Origin of the sequence: Mycobacterium sp. (assembly GCF_046330795.1) — a bacterium.
In the GTDB taxonomy this organism is placed as follows: Bacteria; Actinomycetota; Actinomycetes; order Mycobacteriales; family Mycobacteriaceae; genus Mycobacterium.
In genome coordinates this window covers 43,440-61,372 of record NZ_JAXLSA010000004.1, presented here as the reverse complement: position 1 = coordinate 61,372, position 17,933 = coordinate 43,440, and the positions used below count along the sequence as shown (strand labels likewise).

General features: G+C 67.7%; 17 protein-coding genes. 9 read left to right on the top strand and 8 right to left on the bottom strand.

The window, feature by feature from the left end; genetic code table 11:
* Positions 1–3 precede the first annotated feature (3 nt).
* Both U0R18_RS14845 and U0R18_RS14840 read right to left on the bottom strand, forming a co-directional pair.
* Positions 4–825: a mycofactocin-coupled SDR family oxidoreductase gene (locus U0R18_RS14845; protein WP_526369677.1), complete on the bottom strand. Its 822-nt coding sequence runs from the start codon at positions 823–825 to the stop codon at positions 4–6.
* A 52-nt stretch (positions 826–877) separates the two neighbouring features.
* Complete coding sequence (locus tag U0R18_RS14840; RefSeq protein WP_526369675.1) at positions 878–2,056, bottom strand: acyl-CoA dehydrogenase family protein; 1,179 nt, start codon at positions 2,054–2,056, stop codon at positions 878–880.
* 104 nt (positions 2,057–2,160) lie between these two features.
* On the opposite strand from U0R18_RS14840, the gene fabG reads away from it, so the two are divergent.
* The 5 genes from fabG to U0R18_RS14815 all read left to right on the top strand — a co-directional run bounded on the left by fabG (position 2,161) and on the right by U0R18_RS14815 (position 7,355).
* On the top strand, positions 2,161–2,901 hold the full coding sequence (gene fabG / locus U0R18_RS14835) for a 3-oxoacyl-ACP reductase FabG (protein WP_526369673.1): 741 nt from the start codon (positions 2,161–2,163) through the stop codon (positions 2,899–2,901).
* A gap of 94 nt (positions 2,902–2,995) precedes the next feature.
* Positions 2,996–4,213: a thiolase family protein gene (locus tag U0R18_RS14830; protein ID WP_526369671.1), complete on the top strand. Its 1,218-nt coding sequence runs from the start codon at positions 2,996–2,998 to the stop codon at positions 4,211–4,213.
* Complete coding sequence (locus tag U0R18_RS14825) at positions 4,214–5,407, top strand: acyl-CoA dehydrogenase family protein (RefSeq protein WP_526369669.1); 1,194 nt, start codon at positions 4,214–4,216, stop codon at positions 5,405–5,407.
* A 1-nt stretch (position 5,408) separates the two neighbouring features.
* Positions 5,409–6,077 carry a GntR family transcriptional regulator gene (locus U0R18_RS14820; RefSeq protein ID WP_526369667.1) on the top strand — a complete coding sequence of 223 codons (669 nt, stop codon included), beginning with the start codon at positions 5,409–5,411 and terminating at the stop codon, positions 6,075–6,077.
* 93 nt (positions 6,078–6,170) lie between these two features.
* A complete protein-coding gene (locus tag U0R18_RS14815) occupies positions 6,171–7,355 on the top strand; it encodes a CaiB/BaiF CoA transferase family protein (protein ID WP_526369665.1) in 1,185 nt (394 codons plus the stop codon).
* A gap of 560 nt (positions 7,356–7,915) precedes the next feature.
* On the opposite strand, the gene U0R18_RS14810 is transcribed toward U0R18_RS14815, so the two are convergent.
* From U0R18_RS14810 to U0R18_RS14790, 5 genes are read right to left on the bottom strand one after another with little or no spacing between them, the layout of a single operon-like run.
* Positions 7,916–9,409 carry a class I adenylate-forming enzyme family protein gene (locus U0R18_RS14810; protein ID WP_526369664.1) on the bottom strand — a complete coding sequence of 498 codons (1,494 nt, stop codon included), beginning with the start codon at positions 9,407–9,409 and terminating at the stop codon, positions 7,916–7,918.
* Positions 9,399–10,847, bottom strand: coding sequence for a class I adenylate-forming enzyme family protein (locus U0R18_RS14805; protein ID WP_526369662.1), 1,449 nt, complete (start codon positions 10,845–10,847; stop codon positions 9,399–9,401). Before U0R18_RS14805 ends, U0R18_RS14810 begins: the two co-directional genes overlap by 11 nt.
* On the bottom strand, positions 10,847–11,653 hold the full coding sequence (locus tag U0R18_RS14800) for an enoyl-CoA hydratase/isomerase family protein (RefSeq protein ID WP_526369660.1): 807 nt from the start codon (positions 11,651–11,653) through the stop codon (positions 10,847–10,849). Before U0R18_RS14800 ends, U0R18_RS14805 begins: the two co-directional genes overlap by 1 nt.
* A gap of 1 nt (position 11,654) precedes the next feature.
* On the bottom strand, positions 11,655–12,464 hold the full coding sequence (locus tag U0R18_RS14795; protein ID WP_526369658.1) for an enoyl-CoA hydratase/isomerase family protein: 810 nt from the start codon (positions 12,462–12,464) through the stop codon (positions 11,655–11,657).
* A gap of 11 nt (positions 12,465–12,475) precedes the next feature.
* Entirely contained in the window at positions 12,476–13,270 is a 795-nt protein-coding gene (locus U0R18_RS14790) for an enoyl-CoA hydratase/isomerase family protein (RefSeq protein ID WP_526369656.1), read from the bottom strand.
* A gap of 105 nt (positions 13,271–13,375) precedes the next feature.
* Here U0R18_RS14790 and U0R18_RS14785 point away from each other — a divergent pair, with 105 nt between their 5' ends.
* Both U0R18_RS14785 and U0R18_RS14780 read left to right on the top strand, forming a co-directional pair.
* Positions 13,376–14,152 (top strand): FadR/GntR family transcriptional regulator, encoded by a 777-nt coding sequence (locus tag U0R18_RS14785; RefSeq protein ID WP_526370390.1) that lies wholly within the window; start codon positions 13,376–13,378, stop codon positions 14,150–14,152.
* Entirely contained in the window at positions 14,149–15,045 is an 897-nt protein-coding gene (locus tag U0R18_RS14780; protein ID WP_526369654.1) for an enoyl-CoA hydratase/isomerase family protein, read from the top strand. The genes U0R18_RS14785 and U0R18_RS14780 overlap by 4 nt, the downstream gene beginning before the upstream one ends.
* Here U0R18_RS14780 and U0R18_RS14775 read toward each other — a convergent pair whose 3' ends face one another.
* Complete coding sequence (locus U0R18_RS14775; RefSeq protein WP_526369652.1) at positions 15,046–15,774, bottom strand: TetR/AcrR family transcriptional regulator; 729 nt, start codon at positions 15,772–15,774, stop codon at positions 15,046–15,048.
* A 205-nt stretch (positions 15,775–15,979) separates the two neighbouring features.
* Here U0R18_RS14775 and U0R18_RS14770 point away from each other — a divergent pair, with 205 nt between their 5' ends.
* Together U0R18_RS14770 and U0R18_RS14765 are read left to right on the top strand one after the other, a co-directional pair.
* Positions 15,980–16,990, top strand: coding sequence for a dihydrodipicolinate synthase family protein (locus U0R18_RS14770; RefSeq protein ID WP_526369650.1), 1,011 nt, complete (start codon positions 15,980–15,982; stop codon positions 16,988–16,990).
* 97 nt (positions 16,991–17,087) lie between these two features.
* On the top strand, positions 17,088–17,927 hold the full coding sequence (locus U0R18_RS14765) for an enoyl-CoA hydratase (protein WP_526370388.1): 840 nt from the start codon (positions 17,088–17,090) through the stop codon (positions 17,925–17,927).
* Positions 17,928–17,933 lie beyond the last annotated feature (6 nt).

Here is a 17,933-nt window from a genome sequence, read left to right as displayed (position 1 = left end):
CGATCAGTACTGCGAGGACCCGTTGTCGACCGAGATCGCCGACGCCGTGATGCATTTCGACTCGTCGGTGGCCAGCCAGCAGACCGTGTCGGCGATGTCCTCGGGCATCGACACGTACGGCGGCATCATCGGCGTGCCCATGTGCGCCAGTTGGGTGTTCGTCTCGCCCGCCCGCTGCAACGCGCCCAGCATGTCGCCGGTGCCCATGTCGGTGGCCACCGGTCCGGGGTGCACGCTGTTGACCCGGATCGAGTGCGGGCCCAGCTCTGCGGCGAACGCCCGCGCCATGCCGGTGACCGCATGCTTGCTGGCGGTGTAGTGGATCATGAACGGCTGCATGCTGATTCCGGCGGCCGAACTGATCAGGATGATCGAGCCGCCGCGTCCGCCGTCGATGATGTGCTGGGCGCCCGCGACCGCGGCGTTCCAGGTTCCGGTCACGTTGATGTCGAGCACGTCGCGGAAGTCCTGCGTCGAGATCTGGTTCCACGGCTGTGGCGCGGTGACGCCGGCGTTGGCGACGATGATGTCCAGCCGGCCGAATTCGGCGACGCCGTCGTCGACGGCCTTTTGCACCGCGGCCAGGTCGCGGGTGTCGGCGACGCTGGCCCGGATGCGCTGACCGGTCTTCTCGACCAGGCGGACGGTCTCGTCGAGGTCCTCGCGGGTGGCGGAGTTGTAGGGCACGCACGATGGCAGCGGTCCGCAGATGTCGATGGCGATGATGTCGGCGCCCTCGTCGGCCATCTTGACGGCGTGCGCGCGCCCCTGTCCGCGGGCAGCGCCCGTGATGAACGCGACCCTGCCGGCCAGTCGGTCGGTCATGGGGCTCCTATCGTCGACGTCACAGTAACGCCGTCGATAGTAGCCCGCGGGGTCACTGGCCGCGCTGGGCCGCCTTCACCAGGCCGCCGCCGATGATCAGCCGCTGGATCTCGCTGGTGCCCTCGTACAGGCGCAGCAGTCGGACCTCGCGGTAGATCCGTTCCACGGGGACCTCGCGCATGTAGCCGGTGCCGCCGTGGATCTGGACCGCCAGGTCGGCGACCTGACCGGCCATCTCGGTGCAGAACAGCTTGGCCGCCGACGGGGCGATGCGACGGTCCTCGCCGGCCACCCACTTGCGGGCGGTGTCACGGACCAGGGCGCGGCCGGCCAGCACACCGGTCTGCTGGTCGGCGATCATCGCCTGGACCAACTGGAAATCGCCGATCGGCGTGCCGCCCTGGGTGGCGGTGGCAGCGTAGGCGACCGATTCGTCGAGGGCGCGTTGCGCGGCGCCGACGGCCAGTGCGGCGATGTGCACCCGGCCGCGGGCCAGCGACGTCATCGCGGCCCGGTAACCGTGATCCTCGCTGCCGCCGACGAGCGCGCTGTCGGGAACGCGAACGTCGGTGAAGCTGACGTCGGCGGTCCAGGCACCCTCCTGGCCCATCTTCTTGTCCTTGACGCCCACCTCCACGCCGGGTGCGTCGGCCGGCACCAGGAAGACCGCGATCCCGGCGCCCTTGTCGTCGGCCGGGCGGGTACGGGCGAACACCACGAACAGGTTTGCGGTCGGTGCGTTGGTGATGAATCGCTTCTGGCCGTTGATCACCCAGTCGCCGCCATCACGCACGGCTCGGGCCTTCAGCCCCGACGGATTGGACCCGGCCCCCGGTTCGGTCAGTGCGAACGACGCCACCACCTCGCCCGACGCGATGCCCTCCAGCCAGCGGGACTTCTGCTCGTCGGTGCCGAAGCCGACCAGCACCTGCCCGGCGATGCCGTTGTTGGTGCCGAACATCGAGCGCAGCGCCAACGACGTGTAGCCCAGCTCCATCGCCAGCTCGACATCCTGGGCCAGGTTCAATCCCAGGCCGCCCCACTCCTGCGGGATGGCGTAGCCGAACAGGCCCATCTTCATCGCCTGGTCGCGGATGTCGTCGGGGACCCGGTCCTCGGCCAGGATCTCGTTCTCCCGTGGGACGACCACGCTGCGGACGAATTGCCTTGTCTGATTGAGGATCTCGGCAAAGTCGTCGTCGCTGACTTCGGGCGTTGCGGTGGTGGTCAAGATCGGCACTCCTCGGCGTCGGGGACCCGGTATTGGCTGTAGATCATATATGAAATATGATATGTGAAACCTAGCGGACTGTTCTCGAAGGTAGGGGATTGACGGTGACGTTGTTGGCGGGCCGCACGGCGGTCGTGACGGGTGGGGCCCAGGGCCTCGGATTGGCGATCGCCCAGCGGTTCGTCGCCGAAGGTGCCCGCGTGGTGCTGGGCGATCTGAATCTGGAGGCCACCGACGCGGCGGCCGCTTCGTTGGGGGGCTCGGAGGTGGCCCTGGCGCATCAGTGCGACGTCACCTCGGCGGAATCGGTCGACGGTCTGGTGGCCGCGGCGATCCAGAAATTCGGCGGCCTGGACATCATGGTGAACAACGCCGGCATCACCCGCGACGCCACCATGCGCAAGATGACCGAGGACCAGTTCGACCAGGTGATCGCCGTGCACCTGAAGGGCACCTGGAACGGGCTGCGCGCGGCCGCGGCGATCATGCGCGAACAGCAGAGCGGCGCGATCGTGAACATGTCGTCGATCTCGGGCAAGGTCGGCATGATCGGGCAGACGAACTACTCGGCGGCCAAGGCCGGCATCGTCGGCATGACCAAGGCCGCCTCCAAGGAACTCGCCCATCTCGGGGTGCGGGTCAATGCCATTCAGCCCGGTCTCATCCGGTCCGCGATGACCGAGGCGATGCCGCAACGGATCTGGGATTCCAAGGTCGCCGAGGTGCCCATGGGCCGCGCCGGCGAGCCCGACGAGGTGGCCAACGTGGCGCTGTTCCTGGCGTCGGATCTGTCCTCGTACATGACGGGCACGGTCCTCGAGGTCACCGGGGGCCGCCACCTGTGACCGCCCCCCAACCACGCCGAAACGCACGTTTTGGCGGAGAAGTACGGGTGAAACCCGCCAGAACGTCGATCTCGGCACTGCGAGGGGGAGCCCCATGCGAGAAGTAGTCATCTGCGAACCCGTGCGGACACCCATCGGCCGCTACGGCGGGATGTTCGCCTCGCTGACGGCGGTCGACCTCGCGGTCACGGCGTTGAAGGGCCTGCTGGAGCGCACCGGAGTGGCACCCGATGCCGTCGAGGACGTCATTCTCGGGCACTGCTACCCCTCGATGGAGGCGCCCGCGATCGGCCGCGTCGTCGCGCTGGATGCCGGTCTGCCGGTGACGGTTCCGGGGATGCAGCTCGACCGTCGCTGCGGCTCGGGTCTGCAGGCGGTGATCCAGGCCGCCCTGCAGGTCGGCTCCGGCCAACACGATCTCGTCGTCGCCGGCGGCGCGGACTCCATGAGCAATGTGGTCTTCCACTCCACCGATATGCGCTGGGGTGGGTCGCGTGGTGGCGTCAGGGTGCACGACGCGCTGGCCCGCGGCCGTACCACCGCCGGCGGCAGGTTCTATCCCGTGCCCGGCGGCATGCTCGAGACCGCGGAGAACCTGCGCCGGCAGTACGGCATCCCGCGCGCCGAGCAGGACGAGCTTGCGGTCGCCTCCCACCAGCGGGCGGTTGCCGCGCAGCGCAGCGGCGTGTTCGCCGAAGAGATCGTCCCGGTGACCGTCCCGGCCCGCAAGGGTGAGCCGACCACCATCGACACCGACGAGCATCCGCGCGCCGACACCACCGTCGAGGCGCTGTCAAGGCTGAAACCCGTTCTGGGCAAGAATGATCCGGACGCCACCGTCACCGCGGGGAACTCCAGCGGCCAGAACGACGCGGCCTCGATGTGCCTGGTCACCACTGCGGAGAAGGCCGCCGAACTCGGCCTGACGCCGCTGGTGCGGCTGGTGTCCTGGGGTGTGGCCGGTGTCGAGCCCAAGATCATGGGCATCGGTCCGGTGCCCGCCACCGCGATCGCGCTGGCCAAGGCCGGCCTGTCATTGGCCGACATGGATCTGATCGAACTCAACGAGGCGTTCGCCGCGCAGGCGCTGGCGGTGATGCGGGAATGGGAGTTCACGCCGGCCGATCTCGAGCGCACCAATGTGCACGGATCCGGCATCTCGCTGGGGCACCCGGTGGGGGCGACCGGTGGGCGCATGCTCGCCAGCCTGGCCCGCGAGCTCCGGCGGCGCGGGGCCCGCTACGGCCTGGAGACCATGTGCATCGGCGGCGGCCAGGGTCTGGCGGCGGTGTTCGAGAGGGTGGAGAACTAGATGACCAGGCTGGCGCAGACGCTGGGGCTGACCGAGTTCCAGACCGAAATAGTCTCGACGGTACGACAATTCGTCGACAAGGAAATCATCCCCGTCGCTCAGGAACTCGAGCACGCCGACACCTACCCGCAGGCCATCATCGATCAGATGAAGGAGATGGGCCTGTTCGGGTTGATGATCCCCGAGGAGTACGGCGGCCTCGGCGAGTCGCTGCTGACCTACGCGCTGTGCGTCGAGGAGTTGGCGCGTGGCTGGATGAGCGTGTCCGGGGTCATCAACACCCACTTCATCGTCGCGTACATGATCCGGCAGCACGGTACCGCGGAGCAGAAGCGCTACCACCTGACCAAGATGGCCACGGGTGAGTCCCGCGGGGCGTTCTCGATGTCGGAGCCCGAACTCGGCTCCGATGTGGCCGCCATCCGGACCAAGGCGGTGCGTGGCGACGACGGCGATTACAGCATCAGCGGCCAGAAGATGTGGCTGACCAACGGCGGCAGCTCGACGTTGGTGGCGGTGCTGGTACGCACCGACGAGGGCGCGGACAAGCCGCACCGCAACCTGACTGCATTCCTGATCGAGAAGCCCTCCGGATTCGGTGAAGTCCTTCCGGGACTGACGATTCCGGGAAAGCTCGACAAGATGGGTTACAAGGGCATCGACACCACCGAGATGGTGTTCGACGGCTACCGTGCGTCGGCGGACCAGGTACTCGGCGGCAAGCCCGGGCAGGGCTTCTTCCAGATGATGGACGGCATCGAGGTCGGCCGGGTGAACGTCTCGGCACGGGCCTGCGGCGTCGGGATCCGGGCGTTCGAGCTCGCGGCACGGTACGCCCAGCAGCGTTCCACGTTCGGCAAGCCGATCGCCGAGCACCAGGCCATCGCGTTCCAGCTGGCCGAGATGGCAACGAAAGTCGAAGCGGCACATCTGATGATGGTCAACGCGGCACGTCTGAAGGACTCCGGTGAGCGCAACGACGTGGCCGCGGGTATGGCGAAGTACATGTGCAGCGAGTTCTGCGCCGACGTCACCCAGCAGAGCTTCCGCATCCACGGCGGCTACGGGTACTCCAAGGAGTACGAGATCGAGCGACTGATGCGCGACGCGCCGTTCCTCTTGATCGGCGAGGGCACCAGTGAGATCCAGAAGCAGATCATTAGCAAGCGACTGCTCGACGAGTACCGGATCTGACGTGTCCACAACGGAATTCGCGCCGCGCCCCCAGCTCGCCGAGGACGTGGCACGGCTGATCCGGCGGCGGATCTTCGACGGAACATATCCGGCCGGAAAATACATTCGGCTCGAGCAACTGGCCGACGAACTGGGCATCAGCGTCACCCCGGTTCGGGAAGCGTTGTTCGGCCTGCGGACCGAAGGGCTGCTCGTCCAGCAGCCGCGGCGCGGTTTTCTCGTCCTGCCCGTCACGCGACGTGACATCGACGACGTGTCCGCGGTGCAGGGGCACATCGGGGGTGAGTTGGCGAAGCGGGCAGCCGGCCGGATCACCGCCGAGCAGCTGGCGGAGCTGGAGCGGATCCAGCGTGAGCTCGAAAAAGCTTATGCTGCAGATGATTACGAAGGTGCGGTGCGGCTGAACCACGAGTTTCATCGCGGCATCAACGTGGCCGCCGACTCCCCGAAATTGGCGCAGTTGATGTCGCAGATCACCCGCTACGCACTGGAATCGGTGTATCCGGCCGTTGACGGATGGGCGGAGCAGTGCGCACGCGATCACCGGCGAGTGCTGGCCGCACTGCGCAAGGGCGACGGCGACGCGGCACGTACGGCCATGGACCGTCATCTGTGTGCCGGTTCGAAACCGTTGATCGACCACTTGGCCGGTCTCGGCGTCATCGACTAGGAAGGATACGTTCTGCGAGCAGACGCAAACTCGCACCGAATCGCCGATAAATGTGCGAGTTTGTGTCTGCTCGCCGAGGGGAAGGGGCCGAACATGGGTGTCCTGGAGGGAATCCGCGTTCTCGACTACGGCCGGTTCATCGCCGCGCCCTGGTGCAGCGCGATCCTCGCCGACATGGGCGCCGACGTGTTGCGGGTGGAGAAGCGCGAGGGCGGCGAGGACCGCTGGGTCCAGTCGGTCACCGACTCCGGCGAGGGCGGCACCTTCCTGCAATGCAATCGCAACAAGCGTTCGCTGACACTGGATTCCACCACAGCCGAGGGCGCCGAGATCACCCGCCGGCTGGTCGCCCGCTCCGACATCGTCGTCGCGAACATGCCCGCCGCGGGAATGCGGGCCAGCGGGCTGGACTACGAGACCCTGCGCGCGGTCAAGCCGGACATCATCCTGGCGTCGGCCACCGCATACGGCGAGGGTGGGCCGTACAGCGACCGGATCGGCTTCGACGGCGCCGGCCAGGTGATGTCGGGCGCGACCTACCGCCAGGGCCTGCCCGATCAGCCGATCCGAACGGTCGTGCCCTACGCGGATTTCGGGACCGCGCTGACGTTGACCATCGGTGTCATGATGGCGCTCTACCATCGGGACCGAACTGGTGCGGGCCAGCATGTCGAGGGCGCACTGCTGCCCACTGCGCTCATGCTCTCCAACGCGTTCCTCATCGAACGGGACCTGCTGGGCGTCGACAAACCGCGAATGGGCAACCGCGGTACCTCCGTTGCGCCGTGCGATCTGTACCGAACGTCCGACGGCGGCTGGGTGCTGCTGCAGATCGCGGGACAACCCATGTTCAAGCGGTGGTGCCGATTGGTCGGCCGGGAGGATCTGTTCGACGACCCCCGGTTCGCCGACGACGATCTGCGCTGGGCCAATGGTGATGTGCTCAACGACCTGATGGCCTCCTGGTGTGCGGACAAGACCAAGGCCGAGGTGCTGGCGCTTCTGGAGGCTGCGAAACTTCCTGCCGCACCGATGCATTCGACCGCTGATGTGCTCACCGATCCGCAGGTGCAGACGATGGGGTACCTGCAGCGGGTGCCGTTCCCCGGTGCACCGCACGATGTGCCGATCATCGAGACCCCGTTCCGAATGTCCGCCACGCCGGGTGAGATCCGGCATCGCGCGCCGCTGCTCGGCGAGCACACCGACGAGGTGTTGGACGAGATCGGCTATACCGCGGAGGATGTCCGCGGTCTGCGTGACCGCGCCATCGTGTGATCTCCACGGCGTCCGGGATGACCGGATCGGACAGGGCAACACGCGCGTTCCTGGCGTAGTTCTGGCACCGGCGGCGGTCTCGAGCCGGACTGCCCAGCACGTAGCCGCCGCCAGGAATTTGCGGTATCGCCGGTGTCCTACGCAGTGCCGGGCTCCCGCAGGAGCGGGCGCGGGTACGCGCCGAGGACCACGGCCACTACCGCGAACGCCGGCTACGGAATCGATTGGGTGCCCGGCGCCTCCGTCGGGGTTGGGGGTGGGAGGCGCCGGGCGGTCCGCTGCACGGTGGGCGACACGTGCGGCGGACGACTCGGGAAATCTGGACAAACGCACCGACGCCGATCGTCGGGGCGGCCTGGAATTTCGCACATGACGCGGCGTCCGTCAAGGTGTCGACGCCAGAGGGGATGGTGTCTGTCGCAAAAGACCGGTGAAGTTACGAAAACTGGAACGAACGGGTGCGGGGCGGGCCGAGCGATGTTCGCTCCCGGACCACTCGAATCAGCCCCGAGTCAGTGAAAGAGGGGCCGGCAATCATCCGGAGTCGCCGACCCGGTGGCTCAGACGTCGAATAGCTCTGCCAGAGCAGCAAGATTGACCTTACCGCTGGACCGCAACGGCAGTTCCGCGGTGGAGATCACTGCGAACCGCCGCGGAACCTTGTATGCCGACAACAGCTCCCGAAGCCGCGCGCGGGTGGCCGGTTCGTCGAAGGACGACGGATCGTCGAGCGCAAGGACGGCGGCGACGATCTGACCGCGCTCGGTGTCGGGCAGCCCGATGACGAACGCGGCGGCGCCCGGTACGACGGCGCCGAGCACCTGCTCCACCTCGGCGGGCGTGACGTTGGCGCCCGCGGTCTTGATCATCGCGCCCGCGCGGCCGAGGAAGTAGTAGAAGCCATCGGCATCGACGCGAAACAGATCGCCGGTGTGGAACCAGCCGTCCGCGTCGAAGCACTCCTCGCGACGGCGGCCGTAGTAGTGCTGCATGAGAGGGGCGCCGCGGATGCACAATTCGCCCGATTCGAGCAGCTTGGTGTCGAACCCCGGTGCGGGCTTCCCGTAGGAGCCGCGGCGGGATTCGGGTTGATCAGTGTCGTCCCCGGACAACAGGACGACACTCCCGGCCTCGGTCATGCCGAGCATGTTGTGCCGCAGTTCGGGATCGGCCGGCCGGATGTCCGCCGCCATGATCGGGTACAGATTTCCGCGCCGCATCGACGACAGATCCCGGCGGCCGAAGTCGGGGTGCCGGGTCAGGCCCGCGATCCCGGCGACGAAACCGTTGGTGATGGTGGGCCGTTCGGTCTCGAGCAGCTCGAGCGTCAGGCCGGGATCGGTGGCGTTGGAACAGATCAGGGTCGATCCCGCCACCAACGTTGCCAGCAGCGCGAACGCGAATCCGCCGATCCAGAAGAACGGCGAGTTGCAGAACAGCCGGTCGGTGGCGGTCAACCCGCGAATCTCGTTGAGATTGCGCTGGTGCGCCAACAGCGACGCGTGGGTGTGCACCGCGCCCTTGGGTGGGCCCGTCGATCCCGACGTGTACACGATGGCCAGCACGTCATGACCGTCGACCGCGTCCTCGCAGGCGGCCAGCTCGGCGACGTCGACCGCTTCGCCGAGCCGGACCAATTCCACGGTGTCGAAGCAGATGCGTCGCAGACGCGGAACGTTCGCGGCGGAGATGTCGGCCAATCTGGATCGGTAGTCGTTACCGCGATACACATTGGTGGACAACAGGATTTCGATGTCCGCGGATGCCAGCTGAGCCGGCAGCTCGGTGGCAGTGCTGAACGTCGACAGTGGTACCACCACCGCGCCGATGCGTGCAGCGGCCAGCATCGCGACGACGAAAGCGCCGCCATTGGGGTATAGCAGGCCGACGTGCATGCCCTTGCCGGCCCCTGCCGCGAGCAGACCGCGGGCCAGGGCCGCCGACCTGCGGTCGGCCTCGGCGTAGGTCAGGCGTTCCGAGTCGCAGATCAGCAGGGGACGCTCGGAGTGCGCGTGCCGGCGCAACTCCGACAAGATGGTGGGGTCAGTGGGCATGCTCGGTGAAATGCTCCCGCACGGCCCGCAGATCGGGCTTGCCCGACGGGGTCCGCGGGATCTGGTCGACGAAGACGACCTGCGCGGGAATTTCGTAGCGCGACAACCGGATGCGCAGGTGGGCCGCCAGCTCCTCGGCGGTGACGGCCCGTCCGGGCCGGCGTTCGACCAGTGCGACGGGTACCTCGCCGAGCCGCTCGTCCGGCCGGCCCACCACCGAGGCGCCCTGCACATCCGGATGGGACTCGAGGGCGGCCCGCACGTCCTCGGGCATCACCTTGAATCCGCCCCGGATGATGGCCTGATCGGCGCGGCCGAGGATCCACAGGAAGCCGTCGGCGTCGATGCGGGCCAGATCGGTGGTGCGCATCCAGTCGGTGCCGCCACCCAGCTGCGCCGGCTTGACCTCGAGCAGCCCCGGTTCGTCCGGCCCGAGCGGCCGGCCGTCATCGGACACCACCCGCAGGGCGGCACCGGGATTCGCGCGCCCGACGCTGCCACGCTTGGCCACCCAGAACTCGCGGTGGTCGGCGAGCGTCCAGGCCGCGACCCCGCCACCGAATTCCGTTGCCGCATAAGAAGTCAAGACCGGGATGCCGAACTTGGCGGTGAAGGCGTCCGCGTCGTCGGCGGATAACGGCGCCGTGCCCGACGTCACCGCCCGAACACCCGCGAGGTCGTCACGCGTGAGATCCGAATGCAGCACCATCCGCAGGGCGGCCGGCACCAGCGACACCGCGCGGGGCCGGTGTTCGCGCACCGCCGCCGACCAGGTGTCCAGGTCGAACTTCTCCAGCAGCACGAACGGCCGGGCCTCGCTGACGCACAACAGGATCCGGAAGACACCGCCGACGTGCACCAGTGGCGAGTTCACGATGGCCACCCCGGAGCGCAGTGTGGTGGGCGCGGCCGTGGGTTCGGGGCCCATGACGCTGTGCGCCAGCATGTCGTAGGTCAGGTCGACCCGCTTCGGCGGGCCGGTGGTACCGCTGGTCAGCATCCACACCGCCACACCCGGACGGCCCGGATCGGTTGCGCGGTCGACGGATTCCCGCAGCACACCGATGTCGTGACCCAACGTCACCACCGTGGTGTTCAGCGCCGGATCGACCAGGCCGGCCACGTCGTCGGGTGCACCGATGATCATCGGGAGGTCCAGTGCGGTGATGTCGTCCCGGGTGCGGGCGTCGCCGCGGGACGGGTTGATGACGACGACGGTGCCGCCGGCCAGCAGCACGCCCAGGAAGGCGGCGACGTGCGCCGGGCGGTTGCGCAGCATGATGCCGACCCGGGCGCCGGGATGGACGAGTCCGGCCACCCGCTGCGCGATGGTGCCCAGTTCGCCCCACGTCAGCCACGATCCGTCGTACTGCAGCGCGCGTGCGGCTGGGTCCAGCGCCAGGACGTCGGCAATGCGGCGGCCGAGGCGGTGCGGCATCACCGGATCCGCGGGCTGGTCCGCGGCGCGTCCCCGGCCGCCTTCAGCTCGGCCTTGCCCAGCGGGTTACCCAGCCGCGTGTAGATCAGGCCGTGGTCGAGCGCCGCGCGGTAGGGCTTGTCCAGGGACTCCCAGATGGCCTTCACGGTGCCCTGGGTGGCCGACGGTGGTTTGGCGGCAATGGTCTTCGCGATCTCGTGGGCACGAGCCCACAACTCGTCGGCCGCCACCACCTCGGTCACCAGTCCGATCCGCAGCGCGGTGTCGGCGCTGACGCGTTCGTCGTTGCCCATCAACGCCATTCGCAGGGTGTCCCCGAGGCCGATCTTGCGCATCAGGCCGATCGGTTCGAGTGCCGACACCAGTCCGGCGGTCACGTGCGAATCGAAGAAGGTGGCCTCCTGCGAACAGATCACGACGTCGGCCTCGTTGACGAAGTAGAGCGCTCCCGCGGTACACATGCCCTGAACGGCGCACACCACCGGCTTCCACATCTTCTGCCATTTGGGGCTGAGCAGTTCACCCGGATCCTCGTGGTTCCACACATTGTCGGGCTGCCCGTAGTCGGACTTGACGTCCAGGCCGGCGCTGAACGCGCGGGAGCCGGCGGCGCGCAGCACCACGGCGTTGGTGGCCTCGTCGAGCTTGACGATGCGCCAGACCGCCTGCATCTCCTCGCACATGGTCCGGTTGAACGAGTTCAGCCGGTCGGGCCGGTTCAGGGTGATGGTCGCGACGCGATCGGCGCGATCGAATTCCAGCAGGATCGTCTCGAACGGTTGTGCGGCAGAGGCGTTTTCCGGCATGTCAGCGACACTTCCAGTTCGGGACGCGCTTCTCGACGAAGGCCAGCGGGCCCTCGATCGCGTCGTCGGTACGGACCACGCGCTCGCGGAACGTCTCCGCGAGGATCTCGCCCTCGAGCAGCGGCAGGTCCAGCGTCTTGTGGATCGCCAGCCGGGTACCGCGAACCGCCAGCGGCGCATTGGAGTTGACGATGTCGGCGATCTCGTGGGCCCGTTCGAGCAGCCGGTCGTGCGGGACCACCTCGGTGATCATCCCGAGCTCGTAGGCGCGCTCGGCGTTCATGCGTTCGTGTTTGCCCATCAGTGCCATCCGCAGGGCAACCGACCGCGGCAGCGCCCGGGCGAGCCGGACCATCTCGCGCGCGGCCACCAGGCCGATGCTGACGTGCGGGTCGAAGAATGTGGCCCGGTCGGAGGCGATGACGATGTCGCCGGTGGTGACCCAGTCCAGACCTGCGCCGCAGCAGATTCCGTTGATGGCCGCCAGCACGGGCTTGGCCATTCGGCGGAACGGTGGGGTGCCCTCCTGCGGTGCCTCCCACTGGTCGTACGTGGACAGGTAGGGCCGCTCGTAGATGACCTTCCCGTCCTCGGGAATCTCCTTGACGTCGGCGCCGGTGCAGAACGCCCGGCCGTTCCCGGTGACGATCATCAACCAGATGTCGTCGTTGGTCTCGACCTCTTCGTAGGCCGCGCGCAGTTCGGTGATCATGTGCGGCGAGAGGGCGTTGAGCGCCTCGGGCCGGTTCAGCGTGATGGTGGCCGTGTGGCCGGTGACGTCGTATCCGATCGTGTCATAGGTCGGGGCCATGGCGGTCCTTTCTAACGGCCCTGGAAGTCGGGCGTGCGACGGTCCCGGAAGGCCGACAGGCCCTCCTTGAAATCGGCGCTGCGGGCCGACAATTCGAGGTCGGAGAGTTCGTGTGCCATCGACTGGCCCAGTGTGGCGTGCTGGCTGTTGGCCAGCGCCCGCTTGGCCAGCCCGAGCGCCACGGTGGGACCGGAGGCCAACTGTCCCAACAGTTTCTCGGCGGCCTCGGCGAGTCCGCCGGGCGGCACGGACTGATGGATCAGGCCCCATTCCGCCGCAGTGGCGCCGTCCACCTTCTCGCCGAGCAGCAGCATCCGGCGCGCCCGAGCCACGCCGATCAGCCGGGGCAGCAGCCAGGTGGCGCCGGAATCCGGGCTGAAGCCGCGATCGACGAACGGCTCCCAGAATGTCGCGTCGTCCATGGCCACCGTGAAGTCGGCGGCCAGCGCCAGATTGCAGCCGAGGCCGACGGCCCACCCGCGCACGACGCACACCACGGGCAACTGGATGGTGGTCAGGAGCTCGATGACACGGTTGGCGGTGTGCGGGATGCGGCGGCCCAGCTCGCCGGGCCGGGGCCGGCGCCCGGCGTCGTTGGTGGCCACCCAGTCGGCGCCGCTGCAGAAGTCCGATCCGGCGCCCTCGATGCACACCGCACGCAGCGAGTCGTCGTACGCGGCGGCGGTCAGCTGGGCAACCAGGTGATCGATCATGCTGTGGCTCAGCGAATTTCGCCGCTCCGGGCGGTTCAGGGTGAGGCGCAGCACGGCACCGTCGCGAACGCACTCCACTGTGCCGTCACTCACCGCCGAACCGCCTCTCCCGCGCGTACCGATGGACCTACAGTAGACGATACGGGCGCTATCCTGTACAACTTAGCAAGGAAAGGCCCGGTGCAACAGACGGAAGGGGTGCCGGTGCAGCGGATTCGTCCCCCCAGGGTGGCCGAGCTGGTCGCCTCCCGCCTGCGTGACGACATCCTGTCCGGCCGGCTCAAGGAGGGCGACGTACTGCCGAGTCAGGAGAGCCTGTTCGGCGAGTTCGGCGTCAGCCCACCAGCGCTGCGCGAGGCCATCCACCTGCTCGAGACGGACGGCCTGATCTCCGTGCGCCGCGGCAACGTCGGCGGCGCGGTGGTCCACCAACCGTCGGCGCAACGCACCGCCCACATGATCAGCATGGTGCTGCAGACCCGGTCGGCCACACCTGCCGATGTCAGCGGTGCCCTGATGCACCTCGAGCCGATCTGCGCGGCGATGTGCGCCGAACGCACCGATCGCGATACCGAGGTCGTCCCGTATCTGCAGGCCGAATTGGACGCCCAGACAGCGGCTCTCGACGACGTCGCCCAATTCGTGCCGAACGCCCGCCGATTCCACGAGGCACTCGTGTCGCGCTGCGGCAACGAACCGATGATCCTGGTGATCGGCGCGCTCGAGTTGATCTGGTCGGCACACGAGTCCGCGGTCTGGAGCGACCGGCCCGACGCGACGGACCGCCAGGCCACCCGCCGCGCCGCGTTGCGCGATCATCAGCGCCTGCTCGATGCCATCCGCGACGGCAATGCCGAACGGGCCGAACGGATCGCGCGGACCCATCTCACCGCCGACCGCCGGCAGACGCTGGCCCTGGAGTCGGTGAAGACCATCGAGGCGAACAAGATTTCCATGCAGAGGAGCACACCGTGACCGAATCCGGCGATGAGCGGGTCCTGTTCGACGTCGACTACGACGCCCGGATTGCGACCATCACGCTGAACAACCCCAAGCAGCGCAACTCCTACGACGCGGCGATGCGCGACGGCGTCGGTCGGTGCCTGGATCTCGTGGCCGACGACGACGACCTGACGGTGGTGCTGTTGCGGGGCGCCGAGGGGGTGTTCAGCACGGGCGCCGACATGAACAACGCCTACGGCTGGTACGGCGGTGAGCGTGTGGACGGCGGCACGCGGGACCAGCGACCCGCCAAGAGCCGGCCCAGCCAGCGGCGCCGACTCGCGGTGGACCGCAAGTCATTCGGCTTCTACCACAATCTGATGGGCTTCCCGAAGGTCACCGTCGGCGAGATCAGTGGGTTCGCGCTGGGCGGCGGCTTCGAGATGGCGCTCATGATGGACATCTCCGTCATCGCGCGGGATACCCGCATCGGCATGCCGGCCACCCGGTTCCTCGGCCCGGCCCTGGGCAGCCTGCACATGTTCTTCCATCGGCTCGGCCCGGTGCTGGCCCGGCGGATGTTGCTGACCGGCGACATCGTCGAGGCCGCAGCGGTCGAGAATCTCGGCGTGTTCACCGAAACCTGTGTGCCCGAGGCGGTTTCGGCCCGGGCGAGGTACTGGGCGCTGAAGGCCGCCAAGATGCCGGCCGACGGTGTCGTCATCGCCAAGGAGGCCTTCCGGCTGGTCGAGCAGAGCCAGGCCTATCAGGGTGAAGAGGTGTGCAGCTACCTGTTCCACGCCTACGGCACGAATCTGCAGTTCGCGCCGGGCGAGTTCAACTTCGTCAAGACCCGCGCACAGGTGGGCACCAAAGAGGCGTTCCGGTTGCGCGACGAGCACTTCCACGTGCCGGAGCCCGAGTAGTCAGCCCTTGCGGGATCGGGCGCCCTTCTTGCCGTCGGCGATCTGGCGGTCGATGTTGTCCAGGATGCAGTTCAGGCCGTATTCGAAGTTCGTGTCGTCGGCGGCGCCGATGCGGTGCCCCTCCCGCGTGACCTTCGAGAGCAGCGGGGCGGCTTCGGCGTCGTAGACCATGGTCTCCTCGAAGTCCCCCGGCCCGCCGCCCCCGGCCCGGTTCTTCTCGTAGAGACGTTGCAGCACAACCGAACCCCGCACATGAAGTGATACCGCGGAGTATGCGTCGAATGCCTGCTCGGCGGTCAGGCCGGCCGCCACCAGATTCTCGACGGCCAGTTCGACCTCCTGCACCCCGAGCTGGGCCGCCCGCGGCGAGAGCGCGGAACGGATGAGGACGAGGTCGGACAGGATCGGATTGCTCAGGAACGCCTTGCGCATTCCCCGCGCATGCTCGCCCAGGGTTGCGCGCCAGTCGTTGGCCTCGACATAGGGCGTGGCGACAGCGAATTGGCGCAGCGCGCGGTCAGTCATCGCGTTGAGCAGATCGTCCTTCTTGCGGAAGTACCAGTAGATGCTGGTGACCCCGACGCCGAGGTGCTTGCCCAGCAGCGGCATGCTCAGGTTGTCGATCCCGATCTGCTCGGCCAGCTGGAACGCGCCCTCGATGATGTCGTTGGGATTGATCGAGCCACGCTCGCGGCGCTGCCGCTTGACGGCGGTCGCCTGCTTCGCCACTTGCTGTACCTCCTCTAACCGACCATGCCCGACCGACCCGACAACCCTACCGGCAGCCTTGCGATTGGCGGCTCCGCGAAACGGCCGCTGAGACGAGAGCCACAGCGTCGCTGCCTGCGCGGAGTCACCCCGAAGGGCGTTACCGAAATACCAATGGTAATAGTTTCGGGTAGGGTGTGGGGGGATTTGACCGTCAGGGGATGCCATGGCAACCGCGAAGGACGCACGCGCCTGGGCGCGCGCTGGACTGCGTGGCATCGGGAACTCGCTGTACACACCGTTCAGCGGAACCGACGGCGACGAGATCGACTGGGACGCCTATCGGACGCTGGTGCGGTATTGCGTCGGCGAACTCGGTCACGAAATGCTCTGGTGCACAAGCGGTATCGCTGAGTTCTGGGCGCTGACCCTGGACGAGTGCAAGCGACTGCTCGAGGTGGCGGTCGAAGAGGGCCGCAGGGCCAATCCGGACGTGGTGGTGCAGGCCTGCACCGCGTCGATGTCGGCGAAGGACTGTGTCGAACTCACCCGGCACGCGCAGCAGGTCGGCGCCGATATCGCCTATATCCAGACCCCGATGATGGAGACCCATGCGGGGGACGGCGTGCTGCGGTTCTTCCGGTACGTGGCCGACCGGACCGACATCGCGCTGGGCATGTTCAACTCACCGTCGTCCGGGTACGTCCTGACCGCCGCTGAGAGCGCCCGGATCTACGACGAGATCCCGGCCGTCTGTGCCACCAAGGAAGGCGCGTTCCGGCCGCACAACAGCCGCCTGCTGCATGAGCTCGCGCCCGGTCTGGCCATCTGGGAATGCGATCTGACGGTCTACCGGGCCGGCTGGCTACGGGCCGGAATCGTGTGTGCGGCGCAGCTCGGCACCACCGGCTATCTGCACGAGACCCCGCAGCGCAAGATCCTGACGCCCTACTGGGACCTGATCCACAACGACAAGCTCACCGAGGCCATGGACTACGCGCGTGATGTCGGGATGGACCGGTTCGACCTCGACATGGCCGGCGTGTACACGTGTTACCCGGGGCGGCCGGACTATTTCACGCACTGGGGCGGGGCGTTCAAACACGCCGCGTCGGTGCTCGGATTACCGGTCGGCGACTACCCACATTCCCGGGCTCCGCAGGCGATCCTGCCGGACGCCGCGAAAGCCCGGATAGAAACCGCCTATCGGCGGCTCGGACTGGTGGAAACCGCCTAGCTCAGGAGTGGTTTTTCCCGGTCTCGGCGCGGCTTGCAGAATGCGCTACCGATAGGTATACAGTATGAGTGATCAAACCCAGGAGGACCAGCCGTCGATGAGCGTTGCCGAAGACGTGCGGCCCGCGCCGCTGCTCTACGAGGTCCGGAACTCCGGTGTCGCGATCCTGACCTTCAACCGGCCCGATCGGATGAATTCCTGGGGCGGGAACATGGTCGCCGAGTTCTACCGGCACATCGACCTCGCCGAGGCCGATCCGCAGGTCCGCGTCATCGTCATCACCGGAGCCGGCCGGGCGTTCTGCGCCGGCGCGGACATGGGTGGTCTGGATGCCATCTCGGAGGTCACCGTCGACTCCGCCAACCAGACCGACGTCAGTGCGATGGTGGCGGCCCGGCACCCGTACTTCCTCACGCAGCTGACCAAACCCGTCATCGCCGCGATCAACGGAGCGGTCGCCGGCATGGGACTGTCCCAGGCGCTGATGGCCGACATCCGGTTCGCCGCCGCCGGCGCGAAGTTCACCACGTCGTTCGCCCGGCGCGGCCTGGTCGCCGAGTACGGCATCTCCTGGATCCTGCCCCGCCTGGTGGGTTGGGCCACCGCCACCGAGCTGCTGCTGTCCGGACGGGTCTTCCTGGCCGAGGAGGCCGCCGAACTCGGGCTGGTCAAGGAAGTCGTGCCACGCGACGAGCTGATGGACCGGGTGCTGGCCTACGCCGACGACATGGCGATCAACTGCGCCCCGAGTTCGATGGCGATGATGAAGAAACAGCTGTACGCCGACGCCGGGATGGGCATCGTCGAAACCAGCCACAAGGCCGAGAAGCTGATGCACGATTCGATGCAACGGACCGATTTCATCGAGGGCGTCACGGCATTCTTCGAGAAGCGCGCACCGAACTTCCCGCCCATGCCGGGCGCCCTGCCCGATTGAACCGAA